Below are 19,628 nucleotides of genomic sequence, written 5' to 3' on the forward strand. Positions count from 1 at the left end.
ACCCCGGTGAGGAGCGGAGGAGCAGCCCAGTGGCCAGACACCCACAACCGCGCCGCATCACCCTCGGAGGGCGCGAGGCCGTGGCGCTCACCGTGGAGGAGTACGAGGCGCTGATGGCGAGCCGTCGGCAGATCGGCGGCCAGAGCGCCCGGGTACGTGTACTCGGTCAGCAAGTCCGGCGCACCGAGCGGCTGTTGCAGGACCTGGAGACGCTGGTCGCCGCTCCACCGGACCACTGCCACGAGGGTGCGGGCACGACGCCGACGGACTGCGTCCACCTCCATGCGAGCACCGCGAAGACGGACACAGCCGAGACGGAATCCGACTCCGGGCAGCCGGACTGCCTGCGCTGCGCCCTCGCGGCCCTGCTGCACCGCCACCGCGGCACCGCGTCCTGAGCCCGGATTCCCGAGTCGTGATCGAGAGGGAGGCGGCGGTCACGGAACACCGGAGGGCGAGAAGCGCTGTGCAGACGCTCCCCGCCCCTCTCCAGTCGTGCCGTACCGGGGACCCTCATCCCCCGTGCGGCTCCGCGGGCCCCTCAGCCCGCGTCGGACCAGGCCCTCAGCCCTGGTCGTAGGTGTGGAATCCGCGGCCGGACTTGCGGCCGAGGAGTCCGGCCTCCACCATCCGCTGGAGCAGCGGCGGCGGGGCGTAGAGCGGCTCCCGGAACTCGTCGTACAGGGACTCCGCGATCGAGGCGACCGTGTCCAGGCCGATCAGATCCGCGAGCCTGAGCGGGCCCATGGGGTGCGCGCAGCCCAGTTCCATGCCGGCGTCGATGTCGGCCGCACTGGCGAAGCCGGACTCCGCCATCCGGACGGCGGCGAGAAGGTACGGCACGAGCAGGGCGTTGACGACGAAGCCGGCCCGGTCCTGGGACCGGACGACCGTCTTGCCGAGCGTGCGCGTCGCGAAGTCCGTTACGGCGGCCGTGGTTTCGGCCGAGGTGTGCAGCGAGGTGACCACCTCGACGAGCGGCAGCACGGGCACGGGATTGAAGAAGTGCAGCCCCACCACCCGGTCCGCACGGGCCGTCGCCATGCCCAGGCGCATGACCGGCAGGGAGGACGTGTTGGTGGCCAGAACGGCCGCCGGGTCCTCGACGATCTTGTCGAGGGCGGCGAAGACCTCGGTCTTGGCGTCCGGGTTCTCGACGACCGCCTCCACGACCAACTGCCGGTCGGCGAGGTCGTCCAGGCTGCCGGTGAACACGAGCCGGCCGAGCGCGTCCCGAGCCGCCGCACGCTCCAACTTGCCGCGCCCGACCGCCCGGTCGAGCGACGCGGCCACCCGGTCACGCGCCGCACGGGCGGCGACCGCGTCCACCTCGCAGACGACGGTGTCCACCCCGGCCTGGGCACACACCTCGGCGATCCCGGCGCCCATCTGCCCACCGCCGACCACACCGACCCGCGTGACACCCGCGGTGCCCGCGCTCACGCCCGCACCTCCGTCCGGTGCGTGAGGTGACGGGTGTAGGCGTCCGAGGTGAAGAACTGCGGCAACTCGACGGCCAGCGTGGTCCGTTCGAACAGACCCCGGATGTCGTCCAGGGGCGCCCACGGATACGCGGCGCCGAGCGAGGCGAGTTCCTCGTCCAGGATCCGCCGCACGGTCTCCCGGTCGATCACCCGGTGCCGCAGCCACTGCCAGATCTGCACACGGGCGATCTCGGCGGTGGCCGCGTCCTCCATCAGGCCGTCGATGGCGACGGCGCCCTCACCGCGCAGCCAGGCGGCGAAGTACCGCAGCGCGACATGGACGTTGGTGCGCACACCGTCCGCCGTGGGCGGACCGCTGATCCGGCGCACCGACAGCAGCTCGGCGGGCGTGACCTCCACATCGTCGCGGGAGCGGTCGAGTTGGTGGGGCCGGCCGCCGAGAACGTCGTCAAATGCCGTACGGCAGACGGGAACGAGCGCCGGATGCGCGACCCACGAGCCGTCGAAACCGTCCTCCGCCTCCCGTTCCTTGTCCAGGCGGACCGTGGCGAGCGCGGCCTCGTCGGCGGCCGGGTCCTTGCCGGGAACCTGGGCGGCCATGCCGCCGATGGCGTGCGCGCCCCTCTTGTGGCAGGTACGGACGACGAGTTCGGTGTAGGCCCGCATGAACGGCGCGGTCATCGTCACCTTCGCCCGGTCCGGGAGGAGGAAGTCGGTGCGGTGGCCGAACGTCTTGATGAGGCTGAACAGGTAGTCCCAGCGGCCCGCGTTGAGCCCCGCGCTGTGCTCGCGCAGCTCGTGGAGGATCTCCTCCATCTCGAAGGCGGCGGTGATCGTCTCGATGAGGACGGTGGCGCGTACGGTGCCGCGCGGGATGCCCAGCAGCTCCTGCGCGAGGAGGAAGACGTCGTTCCACAGCCGGGCCTCGTAGCGGTTCTCCAGCTTGGGGAGGTAGAAGTACGGGCCGCGGCCGGCGTCGATCTGGCGCCGGGCGCAGTGGAAGAAGTACAGGCCGAAGTCGACGAGCGCGGCGGGCACGGGCCGGCCGCCGTATTCCAGGTGCTCCTCGTCCAGGTGCCAGCCGCGCGGGCGGACCATGACGGTGGCGACCTGCTCACCGAGCCGGTACTCCCTGCCCTCGGGCGTGGTGAAGTCGATCCGGCGCTCGACGGCGTCCAGCAGATTGATCTGACCGCCGATCACGTTGTCCCACAGGGGTGCGGTGGCGTCCTCGAAGTCCGCCATCCACACCTGGGCCCCGGAGTTGAGCGCGTTGACGGCCATCCGGCGGTTCGGGGGACCGGTGATCTCCACGCGCCGGTCGGTCAGTCCGGGCGCGGGCGGCGCGACCCGCCAGCCGGGATCGTCGCGGACGGCCGCGGTCACCATGGGGAAGTCGAGCGGGGACCCCGACGCCAGCCGCAGCGCCTGCCGGCGGCGTTCCTTGAGCAGCTCCTGACGGCGCTGCCCGAATGCCTCGGCCAGCCGGCCGACGAAGTCCAGGGCGGCCGGGGTGAGGATCTCGTCGTGCCGGTGACCGGGCGCGGCGAGGACACGGACGTCATGCATGAGGGCGGTGGTGGTCATCGGGCTCTCCTGAGGGGTGGGAGCGGAGGGGGACGGAGACGGTCGTCCTCCCTCCGCTCGGCCGAAGGCCGGGCCGGACGCGGGAGGGTGTCCGGCACGGCGGCCTAGTGGAACTGCTCTTCCTCCGTGGAGCCGGACAGCGCCGTCGTGGAGGAGGCGGGGTTGACGGCGGTGGAGACGAGGTCGAAGTACCCCGTGCCGACCTCGCGTTGGTGCTTGACGGCGGTGAAGCCCTGCGCCTGTGCGGCGAACTCCCGCTCCTGGAGGTCGACATAGGCGGTCATGCCGTGCTCGGCGTAGCCGCGGGCGAGGTCGAACATGCCGTGGTTGAGGGAGTGGAACCCGGCCAGCGTGATGAACTGGAAGCGGTAGCCCATCGCGCCCAACTCCCGCTGGAACTTGGCGATCTGGTCGTCGTCCAGCGCCGCCTTCCAGTTGAAGGACGGCGAGCAGTTGTAGGCGAGCATCTGGTCCGGGTACCGCGCGTGGATCGCCTCGGCGAACTCCCGTGCCTGCGCCAGGTCCGGGGTGCCGGTCTCCACCCAGATCAGGTCCGCGTACGGGGCGTAGGCCAGCCCGCGCGCGATGACCGGAGCCATGCCGTTGCGCACCCGGTAGAAGCCCTCGGCGGTGCGCTCACCGGTGACGAACTCGGCGTCCCGCTCGTCCACATCGCTGGTCAGCAGGGTCGCGGCGAGGGCGTCGGTGCGGGCGACGATCACGGTCGGCACATCGGCGATGTCCGCGGCCAGCCGGGCCGCGTTCAGCGTACGGATGTGCTGCGAGGTCGGCACCAGCACCTTCCCGCCGAGGTGGCCGCACTTCTTCTCCGAGGCGAGCTGGTCCTCGTAGTGGATACCGGCCGCGCCCGCCGCGATCATCGCCTTGGTCAGCTCGAAGGCGTTCAGCGGGCCGCCGAACCCGGCCTCCGCGTCGGCCACGATCGGCGCGAGCCAGTCGGTGGTGTCCCCGGTGTCCTCGGCGGTGGCGATCTGGTCGGCGCGCAGCAGCGCGTTGTTGATCCGACGCACCACCTGCGGAACGGAGTTGACCGGGTACAGGCTCTGGTCGGGGTAGGTGTGCCCGGCCTGATTGGCGTCGGCCGCCACCTGCCAGCCCGACAGGTAGATGGCCTGGAGGCCGGCCTTGACCTGCTGCACGGCCTGTCCGCCGGTCAGCGCGCCCAGGGCGTGGATGTAGTCCTGCTCGTGCAACTGCCGCCACAGCCGCTCGGCACCGCGCCGGGCCAACGTGTGCTCCTCCCGCACACTGCCGGACAGCCGCACCACGTCCTGCGCGCCGTAGGTGCGCTCGATGCCCTGCCAGCGCGGGTCCGTGGCCCAGCGCCGCGCCAGCTCCTCGGCCGCCCGCGTGCTCGTCCTCGCCTCTGCCATGACTGTCACCGTCTCCTCGGTCTGTACCTGCTGCCAATCCGCCGCCCGGAAGAGGGCAAGGGAGTGGCACTGCGTGTCGTGGGGTGTTCTCCAGATGCGGCCCGCCGTCGCCCCGAAGGGCGAAGCTGAGCAATGCTGCCGACGCTCACCTCCACGGATGCCGGGATCTCCGACGTCAGGGCAGTGAATCGTGCCCCGGTTCCGGGCGGTGCCTACCGGTTCCGGCGGGCCGCAGTACGACTCTGGCACTGGCACTGAGTGCCATCAACTGTGGATCAATGCCAACTTCTGCGAATCTTCACACCGCCTTTTGCCAATCTTGCGAAGGGTCGTCCAGGAGGCTCTTCCCGTACGATGACCGGAGCCGGGACCCTGGTGCGAAGGAGCGGTCGGTGAGCAAGACGTACGCGGGAGCGCGGCTGCGGCGGCTGCGCGAGGAACGCCGGATGAACCAGGCCGAACTGGCCCGCGTGCTCGGCATCTCACCGAGCTATCTGAACCAGATGGAGCACGACTCCCGCCCCCTCACCGTCCCTGTCCTGCTCCGCCTCACCGAAGCCTTCGGCGTCGACCCGGGCTTCTTCTCCGAACGCGACGCGACCCGCCTGGTGGCCGACCTCCGCGAGACGCTCGCCGGCGAGATCGCGGAGTCCCGCATCTCCACGACCGACCTCACCGACCTCGCCTCCCGGCACCCCGGCGTCGCCCAGGTCCTCCTCGACCTCGGCCGTCGCAACCAGCGACTGTCCGAACGGCTCGCCGGAGCGGCGGACAGCCGTGACCGGAACAGAGGAGCGGACGGCGCAGACCGCGACCGAGGAACAGGGAGCCGCGACCAAGGAACGGGCAGCCGCGACCGCGACAGGGGCACAGGCAGCCGCGACCGCGACAGAGGGACCGTCTTCTCACCCCACGAGGAGATCCGGGACTTCTTCTACCGCCGCCAGAACTACCTCCACGACACCGACCTCGCCGCCGAGCACCTCGCCGAGAAGATCGGCATCCGGCCCGGCGAGGTCATCGGCGCCCTCACCACGCGACTCGCCGAGACCCACGGCATCCGCCTCGCCACCGAGCCCGGCGAACACCCCGAACACCTCCACCACTACGCCGACCGAACCCGCACCCTCCACCTCTCCCCACGGCTCCGCCCCGGCCAGCGCGCCTTCCGCATGGCCACCCAACTCGCCCTGCTGGAACACGGACAGGACATCGACCGCCTCGCCACCGAGGACTTCGAACCCGGCTCGACCCCCCACGACCTGGCCCGCATCGGCATCGCCAACTACTTCGCGGCCGCGCTGATCCTGCCGTACACCACCTTCCACACCGCCGCCGAAGAGGCGCGCTACGACATCGAACGCCTCACCGACCACTACGGCCTCAGCTACGAGACCGTCTGCCACCGCCTGAGCACCCTCCAACGCCCGCGCCTGCGCGGCGTCCCCTTCTCCTTCGTACGCGTCGACCGGGCCGGCAACCTCTCCAAACGCCAGTCCGCGTCCGGCTTCCCCTTCTCCCGCGCCGGCGGCACCTGCCCCCTGTGGAACGTCTACGAGGCGTTCTCCTCACCCGGCCGCATCCACGTCCAGATCGCCGAAATGCCCGACAGCCAGCGGTACTTGTGGACGGCCCGCGCCATCACCCGGCACCGCGGCGGCTGGGGCGACCCCGGCCGGACGTACGCCATCGGCCTCGGCTGCGAGATCCGCCACGCCCACCGCCTCGTCTACTCCGACGGCCTCGACCTCACCAACGCCTCCACCGCGACCCCCATCGGCATGGGCTGCCGCGTCTGCGAACGCCTCGGCTGCGCCCAACGCGCCGTACCCCCACTGGGCCGCGCCCTGCACATCGACCAGAACAGCAGCACGTTCGTGCCCTACCCCGTCGAGAACGACGGAGCCGTATGACCGGCGACCACCAGGGCGGGACCCGGACCCGCCCTGCCCGCGAGGCTTCCCGAGGCACCCACCCGGAGCGCATCCCCGTATGACGACCGACATGACCCGCGAACCCGCCCACGCCCAGATGCGAGCCCTGCGCCGCGGCGAGATCTCCAGCCGTGAGCTGCTCGACCTCCACCTCGCCCGGATCGACGCCGACCCGCTCAACGCCGTGGTCACCCGCGACGACGACGCGGCCCGCGTCGCCGCCCGGGCGGCGGACGACCGTCGCGCCGCCGGGACGAGCACCGGCATCCTCGACGGTCTGCCCATGACCGTCAAGGACAGCTTCGAGACGGCAGGGCTGCGCACCACGTGCGGTGCCGAGGACCTCGCCGATCACATCCCCGCGCGCGACGCCCTCGCGGTGGCCCGGCTCCGTCACCAAGGGGCCGTGATCATGGGCAAGACCAACACGCCCGCGTACTGCCAGGACCTCCACACCGACAACCCGCTCTTCGGCCGCACCCTCAACCCCCACGACCCCGAGCGCACCACCGGCGGCTCCTCCGGAGGCCCCGCCGCTGCCGTCGCCGCCCACCTCACCCCCGCCGACCTGGGCAGCGACCTCGCAGGTTCACTCCGGCTCCCCGCCCACTACTGCGGCGTCCACGGCCTGCGCCCCACGCTCGGACTCGTCCCGGCCCGCGGCCACATCCCCCGCCCGCCGGGCTGGCTCACCAGCGGCGACATGCTCACCCCCGGCCCCCTGGCCCGCCACCCCCGCGACCTCGCCCTTCTCCTCCACGCCCTGACGACACCGGCACCCGCCGAGAACAGCCCCTGGCACGTCAGCCTGCCCGCGCCCCAGCGCACCATCGGCGAACTCCGCGTCGCCGTATGGGCGGACGACCCGAGCTGCCCCGTCGACAGCGCCACGGCGCAGGCCCTCGACACGGTCGAACAGGCCCTGGCCTCCGCGGGAGCGACGGTCCACCGCACAAAGGGACCGGTCGACTTCGCCGCTTCTCTCCGCCTGTTCGAACAACTCCTCCACGCCACCACAACGGCCGCCACCGACGACGCCTCAGCCGCGGCCGAACTCGCCGCGGCCCAGGCCCTCGAGGACGACGACACAAGCCCACGGGCCACCGTCCTCCGCCACCGGACCCAGACCCACCGCACCTGGCTCCGCGCCGACGAGGAACGCCACCAACTACGGGAGACCTGGCACCGCTTCTTCGCCGACGCCGGGCCCGACCTCATCGTCACCCCGGCCGCCCCCACCCCGGCCATCCCCGCCGGCAGCCGCTCCCTCCTGGTCGACGGCGCCGAACGCCCCTTCTTCGACCAGACCGCCTGGACCAACCTCACCAGCCACACCGGCCTGCCCAGCCTGATCGTCCCCGTCGCACACGACCCGAACGGCCTCCCGATCGGCGTACAACTCACGGGCCCGGCATACGCGGACCGGCTCCTGCCGGCCGTCGCGGAGGAACTGACGCAGCTCCCGGCACCTCGCCGGCCGGCCTGAGCAGAACCTTCCCCGACCTGGGGAGCGCGGGGCGTCAGCTCACCCGGAGGCCGACCGCCAGCGTCAGTTCGAGGACCCGGTGCGGCGACGCGAGATCCGGAAACAGCTCCCGTAGCTGCGACATCCGGTACCGGACCGTCTGAGGGTGGACGAACAACGCCGCCGCCACCTCGTCCCGCCTGCCCTGGTGCAGCAGCCACGCCCGCAACGTCTCCTCCAGCCGCCGCGCGGTCGTGACCGGCAAGGTCCGCAACGGTGCGAGAGCCCGGGCCCGCAGGTCGGCGAACGCGTCCGCGTCGGCGCTCAGCACCAGCTCCGGCAGATGGTCCTCGGTGTCGCGAATATCGGAGGACAGGGTGCGCGCGCGTACGGCTCGGGCGTACGAGGCCGACGCACGCGCCCATGGCCGGGCCGGGCCGACCACGGCGGCGCGTTCGGTGAGCTGTCGCAGGAGATGCGGCCGGTCGGCGTCGGGGACGAGCAGCACACCCGTGGCGTCCGGCAGATCGTCGAGGACGAGGGTGCCCGGGTCGAGCGTGCGGTACGCGGGCCGGGCCTGGGCGGCGGGCAGCAGGACCGCCGTCAGCGAAACCGGAGGCTGCCACCCGGCCCGCTGGGCGGAGACCAGCAGCACGTCCGGGCTCGCCCCGGCGAGGAGGTCCCGGGCCAGGTGCTCCAGGTGACGCTCTTGATCCCTGCCCCGTGCGGCCAGCTCGTCGGCGTGGCCCGCGGCGCTCGCGGCGGACAGCTCGTCGATGTAGGCGAAGGTCAGCTCGGCGAACTTGGCGACCTCGGCGGCCGGCAGACCCGCGGGTACCGCCCCCGCCGCCAGGCAGCGCCAGGCCACGCGGGCACCGACGCGGTAGGCGCTGAGCAGGGCGTCCATCGAACGGCCGTCGCGGACCTCGCCGCGGCCCAGCTCGTAGGCCGCGTCACCGCCGTCACCGCCCGTGGCGCTCCCGCTCGCGAGGTCCAGATAGTGCCCCAGGGCGGTGCGGACGGCCCGGCGGATGGTGGCACCCATGTGGCCCGAGAGGGCGTTGGCGTAGGGAGGGACCTCGTCGATGATCGCCTGGACGACCTCGTCGGCGGTGGCCTTCAGCGCGCCCCGAAGCACCGTGACCGTCGTCTCGTCCAGGGTCAGCTCGCTGGCCCTCCGCATCACATGGCTCACGTCTTATTCCCTGCGAACAATTCCGCCGACCAGATTTACGTCCTACGGTCAGGACTTTACGCCCTCAGGTACAGCAAGCTGGAGCCATGACGAGTACAGCCCTCCGCGGCAGGGCGTGGAAACTACTGGAGATGGTCACGACGCCCCTGCTGCCGTCCGACTACCTCGACCTGGTCAGCCCGCTGCGCGCGGGCGCCGACCTGAGGGGGCGCATCGAGGCCGTGCGGCCCGAGACGGGTGACGCCGCGACCATCGTGATCAGACCGGGACGGGGCTGGCGCGGCCACACGGCCGGTCAGTACGTGCGGATCGGAGTCGACGTCGACGGGGTGCGCCTGTGGCGCGCCTACTCGCTCACCTCGCCGACGAACCGCCAGGACGGCCGCATCACGATCACCGTGAAGGCGATCCCGGACGGCAAGGTCAGCAACCACCTGGTCCGCCGCGCGAAACCGGGCACACTGATCCACCTCGACCAGGCGACCGGCGACTTCGTGCTGCCGCGGCCCACGCCCGCCAAGGTGCTCTACCTGACGGCCGGCAGCGGCATCACGCCCGTCATGGGCATGCTGCGCGACACCGAGTTCGACGACGTCGTCATGGTCCACTGCGCGCCCCGGCCGCACGACGTGATCTTCCGCAGCGAACTGCACGACCTGGCCACGGACACCAAACTGCGGCTCACCGAGGTCCACACCGACACGGACGGCATGCTCGACATCGCCCGCCTCGACGAACTCGTGCCCGACTGGGCCGAGCGCGAGACCTGGGCCTGCGGACCCGCCGGCCTGCTCGACGCCGCCGAGAAACACTGGACCGAGCACGGCGTCCCGGAGCGCCTGCACACCGAACGCTTCCGCCCCACCGTCGTCGTCGCCGGCGACGGCGGTGAGGTCACCTTCAGCACCACCGGCAAGACCGTCGACGCGGACGGCGCCACGCCGTTGCTCGACATCGGAGAGGCGTCCGGCGTGCTCATGCCGTCCGGATGCCGTATGGGCATCTGCTTCGGCTGCACCACGCCCCTCACGGCGGGCGCCGTCCGCGACCTGCGCACCGGCGAGATCACCGAGGCCGAACCGGGCGTCCTCATCCAGACCTGCGTGTCCGCCGCGGCGGGCCCCTGCGCCATCGAACGGTAGGAACACCTTGACCGCTATCGACCCCACCGCCCACCTGACCGCGGAGCAGATCGAGGAGCTCGGCCGCGAGCTGGACGCGATCCGCGACGAGGTGCTCGCCAGCCGCGGAGAGAAGGACGCCGCCTACATCCGCAAGGTCATCTCGGCGCAGCGCAAGCTCGAGCTGGCCAGCAGGGGCGTGCTGCTGTTCTCGATGTTCCCGCCCGCGTGGGTGCTCGGCACCGCCGGACTGTCCGTGGCGAAGATCATGGACAACATGGAGATCGGCCACAACATCCTGCACGGCCAGTGGGACTGGATGCGGGACCCGAAGATCCACTCCACCACCTGGGAATGGGATCACGTCTCGCCGTCCGACCAGTGGAAGCACTCGCACAACGAACTGCACCACAAGTACACCAACGTGATCGGCAAGGACAACGACCTCGGCTACGGCATCATGCGCGTCGACGAGGACCAGAAGTGGCACCCGTTCCACCTCGGCCAGCCCCTGTGGAACTTCCTCAACGCCTGCTTCTTCGAATACGGCATCGCGGCGTACGACCTGGAACTCGGCAAGAACCTGCACAAGCGCCGCCGCAAGAACCCGGAGTTCCGCGCGCGGGCCAAGGCCGTGGGCCGCAAGATCCGCAAGCAGGTGCTCAAGGACTACGTGATCCACCCGCTGCTGTCGGGCCCGTCCTTCCTCCCCACGCTCGCCGCCACCTTCACCGCGAACCTCGTCCGCAACCTCTGGTCCCACTCGGTGATCATGTGCGGGCACTTCCCCGAGGGCGTCCAGGTCTTCGAGCGCCGCTCGATCAAGGGCGAGACGCGCGGCCAGTGGTACCTCCGCCAGATGATGGGCTCGGCCAACATCAGCGGCAGCAAGGCCATGCACTTCATGACCGGCAACCTCTCGCACCAGATCGAACACCACCTGTTCCCGGACCTGCCTAGCAACCGCTACGCCGAGGTCGCGGTGAAGGTACGCGCGCTGTTCGAGAAGTACGAGCTGGACTACGTCACCGGCCCCCTGCCCAAGCAGGTGTTCTCCGCGTGGCACAAGGTCTTCCGGCTCTCCCTGCCGAACAAGAAGCCCAAGATCAAGACACCCACCCGCGAACAGGAGGTCCTCGCGGCCTGACACCCGGCGCGAGGCGAAGGCCGGTCGCACGAAGGGCGCCTGACGGGACGAACCCCGGTCAGGCGCCCTTCCGTTCGGTGTCTAGAAGAAGCCCAGCTTCTTCGGGGAGTACGACACCAAAAGATTCTTCGTCTGCTGGTAGTGCTCCAGCATCATCTTGTGCGTCTCACGGCCGATCCCCGACTGCTTGTACCCGCCGAAGGCGGCGTGCGCCGGGTAGGCGTGGTAGCAGTTCGTCCAGACGCGGCCCGCCTGGATGGCCCGGCCCGCCCGGTACGCCGTGTTGATGTCCCGCGTCCAGACGCCCGCCCCGAGACCGTAGAGCGTGTCGTTGGCGGTCTTGATGGCGTCGTCGAAGTCGTCGAACGACGCCACGGAGACCACCGGACCGAAGATCTCCTCCTGGAAGACCCGCATACTGTTGTCGCCCTCGAAGATGGTCGGCTGGACGTAGTACCCGCCCTTCAACTCACCGTCGTACTCCGCGCGTTCCCCGCCGGTGAGCACCTTGGCGCCCTCCTGCCGGCCGATGTCGATGTACGAGAGGATCTTGGAGAGCTGCTCGCCGGACGCCTGCGCGCCGATCATCGTGTCGGTGTCGAGCGGGTGACCGGGTTTGATCAACTCGGTGCGGGCGACGGCGGCCTGGAGGAAGTCGCCGTAGTTGCCGCGCTGGATCAGCCCGCGCGACGGGCAGGTGCACACCTCGCCCTGGTTCAACGCGAACATCGTGAAGCCCTCAAGCGCCTTGTCGCGCAGGTCGTCGTCCTTCTCCCACACGTCGTCGAAGAAGATGTTCGGCGACTTGCCACCGAGTTCCAGCGTGACGGGCTTCAGGTTCTCCGCCGCGTACTGCATGATCAACCGGCCCGTGGACGTCTCACCCGTGAACGCGACCTTCGCCACCCTCGGACTCGACGCGAGCGGCTTGCCCGCCTCCTCGCCGAACCCGTTGACGATGTTCACCACACCCGGCGGCAGCAGATCCGCGACCAGGCTCATCCAGTAGTGCAGCGAGACCGGCGTCTGCTCGGCCGGCTTGATGACCACCGCGTTGCCGGCCGCGAGCGCCGGAGCCAGCTTCCACGCGGCCATCAGGATCGGGAAGTTCCACGGGATGATCTGCGCCACCACACCCAACGGCTCGTGGAAGTGATACGCCACCGTGTCGTCGTCGACCTCGCTGAGCGCACCCTCCTGCGCCCGGACCGCGCCCGCGAAGTAGCGGAAGTGGTCGATGGCCAGCGGGATGTCCGCCGCGAGCGTCTCCCGGACCGGCTTGCCGTTCTCCCAGGTCTCCGCGACGGCCAGCGGCTCCAGATACGCCTCCATCCGGTCGGCGATCTTCAGCAGGATGTCCGAACGCTCCGTCGCCGACGTGCGCCCCCAGCCCGGCGCGGCCGCGTGCGCCGCGTCCAGCGCCCGCTCCACATCCTCCGCCGTACCCCGTGCCACCTCCGTGAACGGCTGCCCGTTCACCGGCGACGGGTTCTCGAAGTACTGCCCCCGCGCGGGCGGTACGTACTCGCCCCCGATGAAGTGGTCGTACCGCGCCTGGTAGGAGACGATCGCGCCCTCGGTTCCGGGCGCCGCGTAACGGGTCATCCTGGTCAGCCTCCCTGAGCAGTGCCGCCCGCCGTTGGACGGCTCTGAGCGGGAGGGTAGGGAGGCAGAGGTTGCGAGGACGTTGCGCGCTGCCGCCGTGACAGGTCCGACTCGATCGCCGAGACTCACCTAGCAAGTCGGCTTCGACCAGGACCTGGTGGAGGGCGAGGCGCTCCGCGTCCCTCCCGGCACATGGCCTCCCGACTCAGACTCAATTCCCCCCCAACCTGTATCGCGCCCTCGGGCCGCGCCCGCGAAATGCCGGTCACTGAAGGCGCGTTGAGGTGATCTGGCCCAGGCCCCGAGCAGGTGCGATCCCCGACCGATCGACGACGTCTTCGACGCGTGACAGGAGTGGACGGACGCGGTTCCGGGCTTCGGCACGTCGACGTTGGCGCTCCACCCGTGGTCCGTCTTCCTCTCCCAACGCTCACTCCTCACGGCGCAGCCAGCTCCGCCTCCAGCGCGGACAACCGGGCCCGTACCGTCGGCGTGGGCCGTATCGCCGCCAGTGCCCTCCAGACGTTCAGGTCGTCCTCGCCCCATGGCGTGTGGGCCCAGTCCGCCAGGAGGTCGGGGTCGCCGTGGGCGATCAGGGCGGCGCGCAGGCCGTCGGACAGGCGGTGTCCGAGGCGTACGACCGCCGGTGCCTGGGAGGCCGGCAGCAGCGGGCCCGCGTACGCCGCCAGTGCCGCCGTCACCGCTCCGGCGCGCAGGCGTCGTTCCACGGCGTCGACGTCGGACTCCACCGGCAGCGCCAGTCGGTACGGGCGCGACAGGAGCAGGCCGGGGCCGAGGACCCCGCGCAGCCGGGCCAGTTCGGCGCGCAGGGTCACCGGTGTCACCGACTCGTCCTCGTACAGCGCGCAGAGCAGTTCGTCGCCGGTCAGCCCCTCCGGGTGGCGGGCCAGCAACAGCAGGATCTCGCTGTGTCTGCGGCTGAGCCGGAGCTTGCGGCCGTGGGCCAGCAGCAGCGCCTCGTCGCGGCCCAGCACCGTCAACTCCGCCGCCCCCGTGGCCGGTCGGCCCGAGTCGAGCAGGGCGAGCTGGGATTCGGCGGCCCGTGCCACCGCCTGAATGAACCCCAGGCTGTGCGGATGCGCCAGCCCGTCGCCCCCCGTGATGTCCACCGCCCCGAGCACCCGCCCGGTCCGTGGGTCGTGCACCGGCGCCGCCGCGCACGTCCACGGCTGCACCCGCCGTATGAAGTGCTCGGCCGCGAACACCTGAACCGGGCGGTCGACGGCGACCGCCGTGCCCGGGGCGTTCGTCCCGACCGCGCTCTCCGCCCACCGCGCGCCCGGTACGAAGTTCATGCGCCCCGCCTGGCGTCGGGTCGCCGGGTGGCCCTCGACCCACAGGAGTCTGCCGTGCGCGTCGCACACCGCGAGGAGATGCTCGCCGTCGGCCGCGAACGTGCCCATCAACTCCCGGAACAGCGGCATCACCCGGGCCAGCGGATGTTCGGCACGGTAGGCGCCGAGGTCCCCGTCGGTCAGTTCCACGCTCGCGGTGCCGTCCGGACCCACGCCGGCCCGCGCCGAACGCCGCCAGGAGTCGGCCACCACGGCACGTACCGGACGGGGCATGGTGCCCGCGACGGTGAACGTCTCGTGCGCTCTGCGCAGGATCCGCATCCGTTCGGTAGGGTCGGCCCCTGGTTCCAGGGCCACCCAGGGATCGTTCACATCGTCCTCCTCGGAGGAGCTACGGCTGGGGACATCGTCACTCCGGGTGTGCGGGCCGACAACCGTTTGGACGGAGGTCGTCGGAAGACGGAGTCGAGGAGACGCGGAGACCCGGTGCGGGTCAGGCCGAGTCGACGAGCTTCAGATAGCGGGCCCAGTCCCAGTTCGGGCCCGGGTCGGTGTGATCGGTGCCAGGTACCTCGTGGTGGCCGATGATGTGCGCGCGGTCCTTGGGGATGCCGTACCGCTCGCACACCGAGGCCGTCAGACGCGCCGACCGCTCGTAGAGGGCGTCGGTGAAGTAGGCGGGCCGGTCCACCCAGCCCTCGTGCTCGATGCCGACGCTGCGGGTGTTGTACTCCCAGTTCCCCGCGTGCCAGGCGATGTCGGACTCGCGCACGCACTGCGCCACCCGACCGTCGCCCGAGCGCACGACGTAGTGCGCGGACACTCTCTTCTTCGGGTTCCGGAAGATGTCCAGTGCCTGGGCGAAGGTCGTCTGCGTGACGTGGATGACGACCAGGTCGATCGCATGCTCTCCGGGCCGTTCCGAGACCGTGTAGTTGGCGCCGGACGCGGGCTGCCACGCGGCCGGCCGGTAGTCGACGGGCTGGGCTGTCGCCCCGGCCCTCGCGTCGGGAAGCAGGGAGTACGGGACGGCGGTGAGGGCAGCGCCCTTCAGGATCCGCCGCCGGTCGAGCAGGGATCGGGTTCGTGTCGGGATGAGGCTGCGGTGCGTGTTCATGCGATCACGTTACGGCGCCGTTCGGCGTGGCAGCGGAAGGCCGACGACTTCGGTGGACGACCACCTGATTGTGGACAACTCGCTCACTCGAACGGGTAATTCAGGCCCGAGCGGCTCTCAGACCCGCCCCGCCACCGCCGCCGGATCGTCCAGCACCGCTCGCACCACGGAGTGCGCCGCCCCCAGCAACGGCCCCTCGGGGCCCAGCCGGGACACGGACACCGGACAGGGCGGACCTGCCGTACGCCGGGCCAACTCGCTCTCCAGCGACGGAAGAAGCCAGGGCGCCAGCCCGGACAGGGCGCCGCCGAGCACGACTTCCTCCGGGTCCAGCAGATTCAGCGCCCCGGTCAGCGCGATCCCGAAGGCCGTTCCCGCCTCGCGCAGGGCACGGCGTACGTTCGGGTCGCCGTCCGTCGCCAGCCCCGCGAGCAGCCCGACGCGGTCCCCGCCGGGCTCCAGACCGGCCGCCCGCAGCACCGCCTCCTCGCCGGCGTACTGCTCCAGGCAGCCGAGACCACCGCACACGCAGGGCGGTCCGTCGGGGTGGACCGGTACGTGACCGAGTTCGCCGGCGAAGCCCCGGGTGCCACGCAGCAGGCTGCCGTCGACGACCAGCGCGGCACCGATGCCGATCTCGGCCGAGACGTGCAGGAAGTCGCGGGGGGTGTCGGGACGGAGCCAGAGTTCGGCCAGGCCGCCGAAGTTGGCCTCGTTGTCCACCGTGAGGGGGAAGTCGCCGGGCAGCAGCGCGCCGAGGTCGGTGTCGTGCCAGTCCAGGTTGGGTGCGCGGACGATGGTCCGCGCGTCGCGGGCGACCAGGCCGGGTACGGCCACGGCGAGCCCCGCCGGCCACAGCCCTTCGCGTTCCGCCTCGGCCACGACCTGGCGCACCATGCCGGTCAGCTCCTCGACCACCGGCTCGGGGGAGCGGCCCCGGTTGGTGCCGTGACGCTCGATCCGGGCCCGGACCTCGCCGCGCAGGTCGATGACGCAGACCGCGAGATGGTCGACGCCGATCTCGGCGCCGAGTCCCGCGGGGCCCCGTCCGCTGACGGCCAGCGCCGAGCCGGGCCGTCCGACCCGGCCGGGTCGCTCCGGTCCCAGTTCCTCCAGCAGGCCGGTGCGTATCAGCTCGTCGACGAGGGTGGACACCGCCGCCCGGGTCAGACCGATGCGGGAGGCGACCGCCGCCCGGGACAGCGAACCCTCGGCGCTGACGGCGTGCATCACCCGGGCGAGGTTGCGGCGGCGCATGCCCTGCTGGGTGTCGGGCAGCGCGCGCCCGGGGCCGGTGGCGCGGGCCTCGTGCAGCGGTGCGGTCATGCCTCCGTCGATTCGTCGATTCATCGATCTGCCGGTTCTCAGGGAGTGCGGTTGCAGGCGGTGCCGTTCTCAGGAAGCCAAGAAGCCAAGAAGCCAGAAAGCCAAAGCGTCAAGAAGTCAAGGCGTCAAGAAGTGCGGCAAGTGCGGCGGTCCTCAGCGGGTGGGCGCGATCCTCAGCGGGTGTGCGGCGCGCGCTCCAGCAGTGGCGCCGCGTCGGAGAGTACCCCGGAGATCCTCGCCAGCGTCGCCTCGTCCCGTTCCACGGCGTCCAGTACCGGGCCGCGCGTGGTGTTCCAGCGCCGGGCCACGGCGGCCGGGTCCTCTCCGGTCAGCAGGCCGGCGGCCTGCGCGGCCGCGCCCAGGGCGACCAGTTCCCTTGCCTCGGGGATCTGCACGGGCCGGCCGGACAGCCGTCGTACGGTCTGCTGCCAGGCCGTGCCGCGCGCGCCGCCGCCGATCAGCAGCAGGGGGGCCGAACGGTCGGCGTCCGCGTCGAGGACCAGGTCGAGCGCGCCGAGCAGCGCGTGCACGGCGCCGTCGTAGGCGGCCTGGAGGAACTGTCCCGCGGTGGTGTCGTGGCGCAGGCCGTGCAGCAGTCCCGAGGCGTTCGGCAGGTTCGGGGTGCGCTCGCCGTCCAGGTACGGCAGCAGGGTCAGCTCGGCGGTGGGCTCCACGGCCTCGCGGTCCAGGCCCAGCAGCGCCGCGACCCGGTCCACCGCGAGGGTGCAGTTCAGGGTGCAGGCCAGGGGCAGCCAGTCGCCGTGCGCGTCGGCGAAACCGGCCACCGTGCCGGTCGGGTCCGCCGGACGCGTCCTCGCCACCGCGTACACCGTGCCCGAGGTGCCGAGGCTCAGCACCGGCGTGCCGGGGCGCAGCCCGAGGCCCAGGGCCGCCGCGGCGTTGTCGCCGGTGCCGGGGGCGACCAGGGTGCCCTTGGCGAACGGCAGGTCATGGCTGTCGCGGACGGTGCCCGCGACCTCGCCGGGACGCACCACGCGCGGCAGCAGCGCCGGGTCGAGGCCCACGTGGGCGAGGATCTCCTCGTCGTACGCCTCGGTCGCCGACGCCCACCAGCCGGTGCCGGAGACGTCGCCCCGGTCGGTGGTGCCCTCGCCGGTGAGGCGCTCGGTCAGGTAGTCGTGGGGGAGCCGTACGGCCTTCGTGGCGCGCAGGGTCTCCGGCTCGTGCTCGGCCAGCCAGGCCCACTTCGTCACTGTGAAGGAGGCGGCCGGCACGGACCCCGTGCGCTCCGCCCAGAACTTCGCGCCGCCCAGCTCCTCGGTGAGCCGGCGCGCCTGCGGGGCCGAGCGCACGTCGTTCCAGAGCAGCGCGGGACGCACCGGCGCGCCGTGCCCGTCCAGCGTCACCAGGCCGTGCTGCTGCCCGCCCACCGACACCGCGGCGGCCTCGCGCGCCGCGTCGCCGCACTGGCGCAGCGCCTCGCACAGGGCGTCCCACCACTGGCGCGGGTCGCTCTCCCGGCCGGCCCCGGAGGACACGGTGTGCGGCGCCTGGCCACTGGCGACGACCTCACCGGTGGACGCGTCGACGACCAGCGCCTTCGTGGACTGGGTGGACGAGTCCACGCCGACGACGAGCGGACCCTCGGCTGCTGACATCGGGCTCTCCCTCAAGATCTTTTCGCGTTTTTTCGACGGCTTCGCGGGATCTGTCTTCCCAGAACCGTGCTGGCATACTAATTTGTAAACGGCCATGACGAAATAGTCGGCAAGGCAGTCTTCACAGCAAGGAGCCGTGGCATGAGCTACCAGCCCACCCCCGATGACAGGTTCACCTTCGGCCTGTGGACCGTCGGCTGGCAGGGAAGGGACCCGTTCGGCGACGCCACGCGGCGTGCCCTCGATCCGGTCGAGACCGTGCAGCGCCTGGCCGAGCTCGGCGCCCACGGCGTCACCTTCCACGACGACGACCTCATCCCGTTCGGGTCCTCCGACAGCGAGCGCGAGGAGCACATCAAGCGCTTCCGCCAGGCCCTGGACACCGCCGGCATGACCGTCCCGATGGCCACCACCAACCTCTTCACGCACCCCGTCTTCAAGGACGGCGCGTTCACCGCGAACGACCGCGACGTGCGCCGCTACGCCCTGCGCAAGACGATCCGCAACATCGACCTGGCCGCCGAGCTGGGCGCCGAGACCTACGTCGCCTGGGGCGGCCGTGAGGGCGCGGAGTCCGGTGCCGCCAAGGACGTCCGCGTGGCCCTGGACCGTATGAAGGAGGCGTTCGACCTCCTCGGCGAGTACGTCACCTCCCAGGGCTACGACCTGCGCTTCGCCATCGAGCCCAAGCCGAACGAGCCGCGCGGCGACATCCTGCTGCCCACTGTCGGCCACGCCCTCGCCTTCATCGAGCGCCTGGAGCGCCCCGAGCTGTACGGCGTGAACCCCGAGGTCGGCCACGAGCAGATGGCCGGGCTGAACTTCCCGCACGGCATCGCGCAGGCCCTGTGGGCGGGCAAGCTCTTCCACATCGACCTCAACGGCCAGTCCGGCATCAAGTACGACCAGGACCTGCGCTTCGGCGCCGGCGATCTGCGCTCCGCGTTCTGGCTGGTCGACCTGCTGGAGAGCGCCGGCTACGCGGGCCCGAAGCACTTCGACTTCAAGCCGCCGCGCACCGAGGACCTCGACGGCGTCTGGGCGTCCGCCGCGGGCTGCATGCGCAACTACCTGATCCTCAAGGAGCGCGCCGCCGCGTTCCGGGCCGACCCCGAGGTCCAGGAGGCCCTGCGCGCCGCCCGTCTCGACCAGCTCGCCCAGGCCACGGCCGCCGACGGCCTGGAGAGCCTGCTCGCCGACCGCAGCGCGTTCGAGGACTTCGACGTGGAGGCGGCCGCCGTGCGTGGCATGGCCTTCGAGCAGCTCGACCAGCTCGCCATGGACCACCTCCTCGGCGCCCGCGGCTGACCCGCGGCACACGCAATCTCACGCACGCGCGTGTGCGTACCCCGAGCGG

The 19,628-nt window shown here is 71.4% G+C and carries 15 protein-coding genes; 6 read left to right on the forward strand and 9 right to left on the reverse strand.

Features of this window, described 5'->3' with window-relative positions:
• Nucleotides 1-29 precede the first annotated feature (29 nt).
• A complete protein-coding gene (locus G6W55_RS06175; RefSeq protein WP_175519762.1) occupies nt 30-398 on the forward strand; it encodes a hypothetical protein in 369 nt (122 codons plus the stop codon).
• A gap of 166 nt (nt 399-564) precedes the next feature.
• Here the strand turns inward: G6W55_RS06175 and G6W55_RS06180 are convergent, their stop codons facing one another.
• From G6W55_RS06180 to aceA, 3 genes are all read right to left on the reverse strand, one after another.
• Nucleotides 565-1,443: a 3-hydroxybutyryl-CoA dehydrogenase gene (locus G6W55_RS06180; protein WP_175519763.1), complete on the reverse strand. Its 879-nt coding sequence runs from the start codon at nt 1,441-1,443 to the stop codon at nt 565-567.
• On the reverse strand, nt 1,440-3,032 hold the full coding sequence (gene aceB, locus G6W55_RS06185; protein ID WP_175519764.1) for a malate synthase A: 1,593 nt from the start codon (nt 3,030-3,032) through the stop codon (nt 1,440-1,442). Before aceB ends, G6W55_RS06180 begins: the two co-directional genes overlap by 4 nt.
• A gap of 104 nt (nt 3,033-3,136) precedes the next feature.
• On the reverse strand, nt 3,137-4,426 hold the full coding sequence (gene aceA / locus G6W55_RS06190) for an isocitrate lyase (RefSeq protein WP_175519765.1): 1,290 nt from the start codon (nt 4,424-4,426) through the stop codon (nt 3,137-3,139).
• A 392-nt stretch (nt 4,427-4,818) separates the two neighbouring features.
• Here aceA and G6W55_RS06195 point away from each other — a divergent pair, with 392 nt between their 5' ends.
• Nucleotides 4,819-6,339, forward strand: a complete 1,521-nt coding sequence (locus tag G6W55_RS06195; protein ID WP_175519766.1) for a short-chain fatty acyl-CoA regulator family protein — start codon at nt 4,819-4,821, stop codon at nt 6,337-6,339.
• A gap of 91 nt (nt 6,340-6,430) precedes the next feature.
• Nucleotides 6,431-7,846: an amidase family protein gene (locus tag G6W55_RS06200; RefSeq protein WP_254876127.1), complete on the forward strand. Its 1,416-nt coding sequence runs from the start codon at nt 6,431-6,433 to the stop codon at nt 7,844-7,846.
• Nucleotides 7,847-7,880: 34 nt separating this feature from the next.
• Here G6W55_RS06200 and G6W55_RS06205 read toward each other — a convergent pair whose 3' ends face one another.
• Complete coding sequence (locus G6W55_RS06205; protein ID WP_175519768.1) at nt 7,881-9,020, reverse strand: CdaR family transcriptional regulator; 1,140 nt, start codon at nt 9,018-9,020, stop codon at nt 7,881-7,883.
• An 86-nt stretch (nt 9,021-9,106) separates the two neighbouring features.
• Between G6W55_RS06205 and G6W55_RS06210 the strand changes: the two genes are divergently transcribed.
• Together G6W55_RS06210 and G6W55_RS06215 are read left to right on the forward strand one after the other, a co-directional pair.
• Nucleotides 9,107-10,162, forward strand: a complete 1,056-nt coding sequence (locus G6W55_RS06210) for a ferredoxin reductase (protein WP_175519769.1) — start codon at nt 9,107-9,109, stop codon at nt 10,160-10,162.
• Between the two features lie 7 nt (nt 10,163-10,169).
• A complete protein-coding gene (locus G6W55_RS06215) occupies nt 10,170-11,288 on the forward strand; it encodes an acyl-CoA desaturase (protein WP_175519770.1) in 1,119 nt (372 codons plus the stop codon).
• An 81-nt stretch (nt 11,289-11,369) separates the two neighbouring features.
• Here G6W55_RS06215 and G6W55_RS06220 read toward each other — a convergent pair whose 3' ends face one another.
• The 5 genes from G6W55_RS06220 to xylB form a co-directional block, all read right to left on the reverse strand.
• Nucleotides 11,370-12,893, reverse strand: a complete 1,524-nt coding sequence (locus tag G6W55_RS06220) for an aldehyde dehydrogenase family protein (RefSeq protein ID WP_030786690.1) — start codon at nt 12,891-12,893, stop codon at nt 11,370-11,372.
• Between the two features lie 437 nt (nt 12,894-13,330).
• Entirely contained in the window at nt 13,331-14,581 is a 1,251-nt protein-coding gene (locus G6W55_RS06225; RefSeq protein WP_175519771.1) for a GAF domain-containing protein, read from the reverse strand.
• 121 nt (nt 14,582-14,702) lie between these two features.
• Nucleotides 14,703-15,326: an N-acetylmuramoyl-L-alanine amidase gene (locus G6W55_RS06230; RefSeq protein ID WP_175519772.1), complete on the reverse strand. Its 624-nt coding sequence runs from the start codon at nt 15,324-15,326 to the stop codon at nt 14,703-14,705.
• A 117-nt stretch (nt 15,327-15,443) separates the two neighbouring features.
• Nucleotides 15,444-16,652, reverse strand: coding sequence for an ROK family transcriptional regulator (locus G6W55_RS06235; RefSeq protein WP_175519773.1), 1,209 nt, complete (start codon nt 16,650-16,652; stop codon nt 15,444-15,446).
• 173 nt (nt 16,653-16,825) lie between these two features.
• Entirely contained in the window at nt 16,826-18,271 is a 1,446-nt protein-coding gene (gene xylB / locus G6W55_RS06240) for a xylulokinase (protein WP_175519774.1), read from the reverse strand.
• A gap of 141 nt (nt 18,272-18,412) precedes the next feature.
• On the opposite strand from xylB, the gene xylA reads away from it, so the two are divergent.
• Nucleotides 18,413-19,579 (forward strand): xylose isomerase, encoded by a 1,167-nt coding sequence (gene xylA, locus G6W55_RS06245; protein ID WP_175519775.1) that lies wholly within the window; start codon nt 18,413-18,415, stop codon nt 19,577-19,579.
• The last annotated feature ends 49 nt before the right edge of the window (nt 19,580-19,628 follow it).

The organism is Streptomyces sp. CAI-85, from assembly GCF_013363615.1.
GTDB lineage: Bacteria > Actinomycetota > Actinomycetes > Streptomycetales > Streptomycetaceae > Streptomyces > Streptomyces antibioticus_B.

What these genes read in the sequence shown, in the direction of transcription:
- G6W55_RS06200 (WP_254876127.1), top strand. Translation starts at nt 6,431, where the DNA reads ATGACCCGCGAACCCGCCCACGCCCAGATGCGAGCCCTGCGCCGCGGC.
- G6W55_RS06210 (WP_175519769.1), top strand. Translation starts at nt 9,107, where the DNA reads ATGACGAGTACAGCCCTCCGCGGCAGGGCGTGGAAACTACTGGAGATG.
- G6W55_RS06235 (WP_175519773.1), bottom strand. Translation starts at nt 16,652, where the DNA reads ATGACCGCACCGCTGCACGAGGCCCGCGCCACCGGCCCCGGGCGCGCG.
- aceA (WP_175519765.1), bottom strand. Translation starts at nt 4,426, where the DNA reads ATGGCAGAGGCGAGGACGAGCACGCGGGCGGCCGAGGAGCTGGCGCGG.
- G6W55_RS06220 (WP_030786690.1), bottom strand. Translation starts at nt 12,893, where the DNA reads ATGACCCGTTACGCGGCGCCCGGAACCGAGGGCGCGATCGTCTCCTAC.
- aceB (WP_175519764.1), bottom strand. Translation starts at nt 3,032, where the DNA reads ATGACCACCACCGCCCTCATGCATGACGTCCGTGTCCTCGCCGCGCCC.
- xylA (WP_175519775.1), top strand. Translation starts at nt 18,413, where the DNA reads ATGAGCTACCAGCCCACCCCCGATGACAGGTTCACCTTCGGCCTGTGG.
- G6W55_RS06230 (WP_175519772.1), bottom strand. Translation starts at nt 15,326, where the DNA reads ATGAACACGCACCGCAGCCTCATCCCGACACGAACCCGATCCCTGCTC.
- xylB (WP_175519774.1), bottom strand. Translation starts at nt 18,271, where the DNA reads ATGTCAGCAGCCGAGGGTCCGCTCGTCGTCGGCGTGGACTCGTCCACC.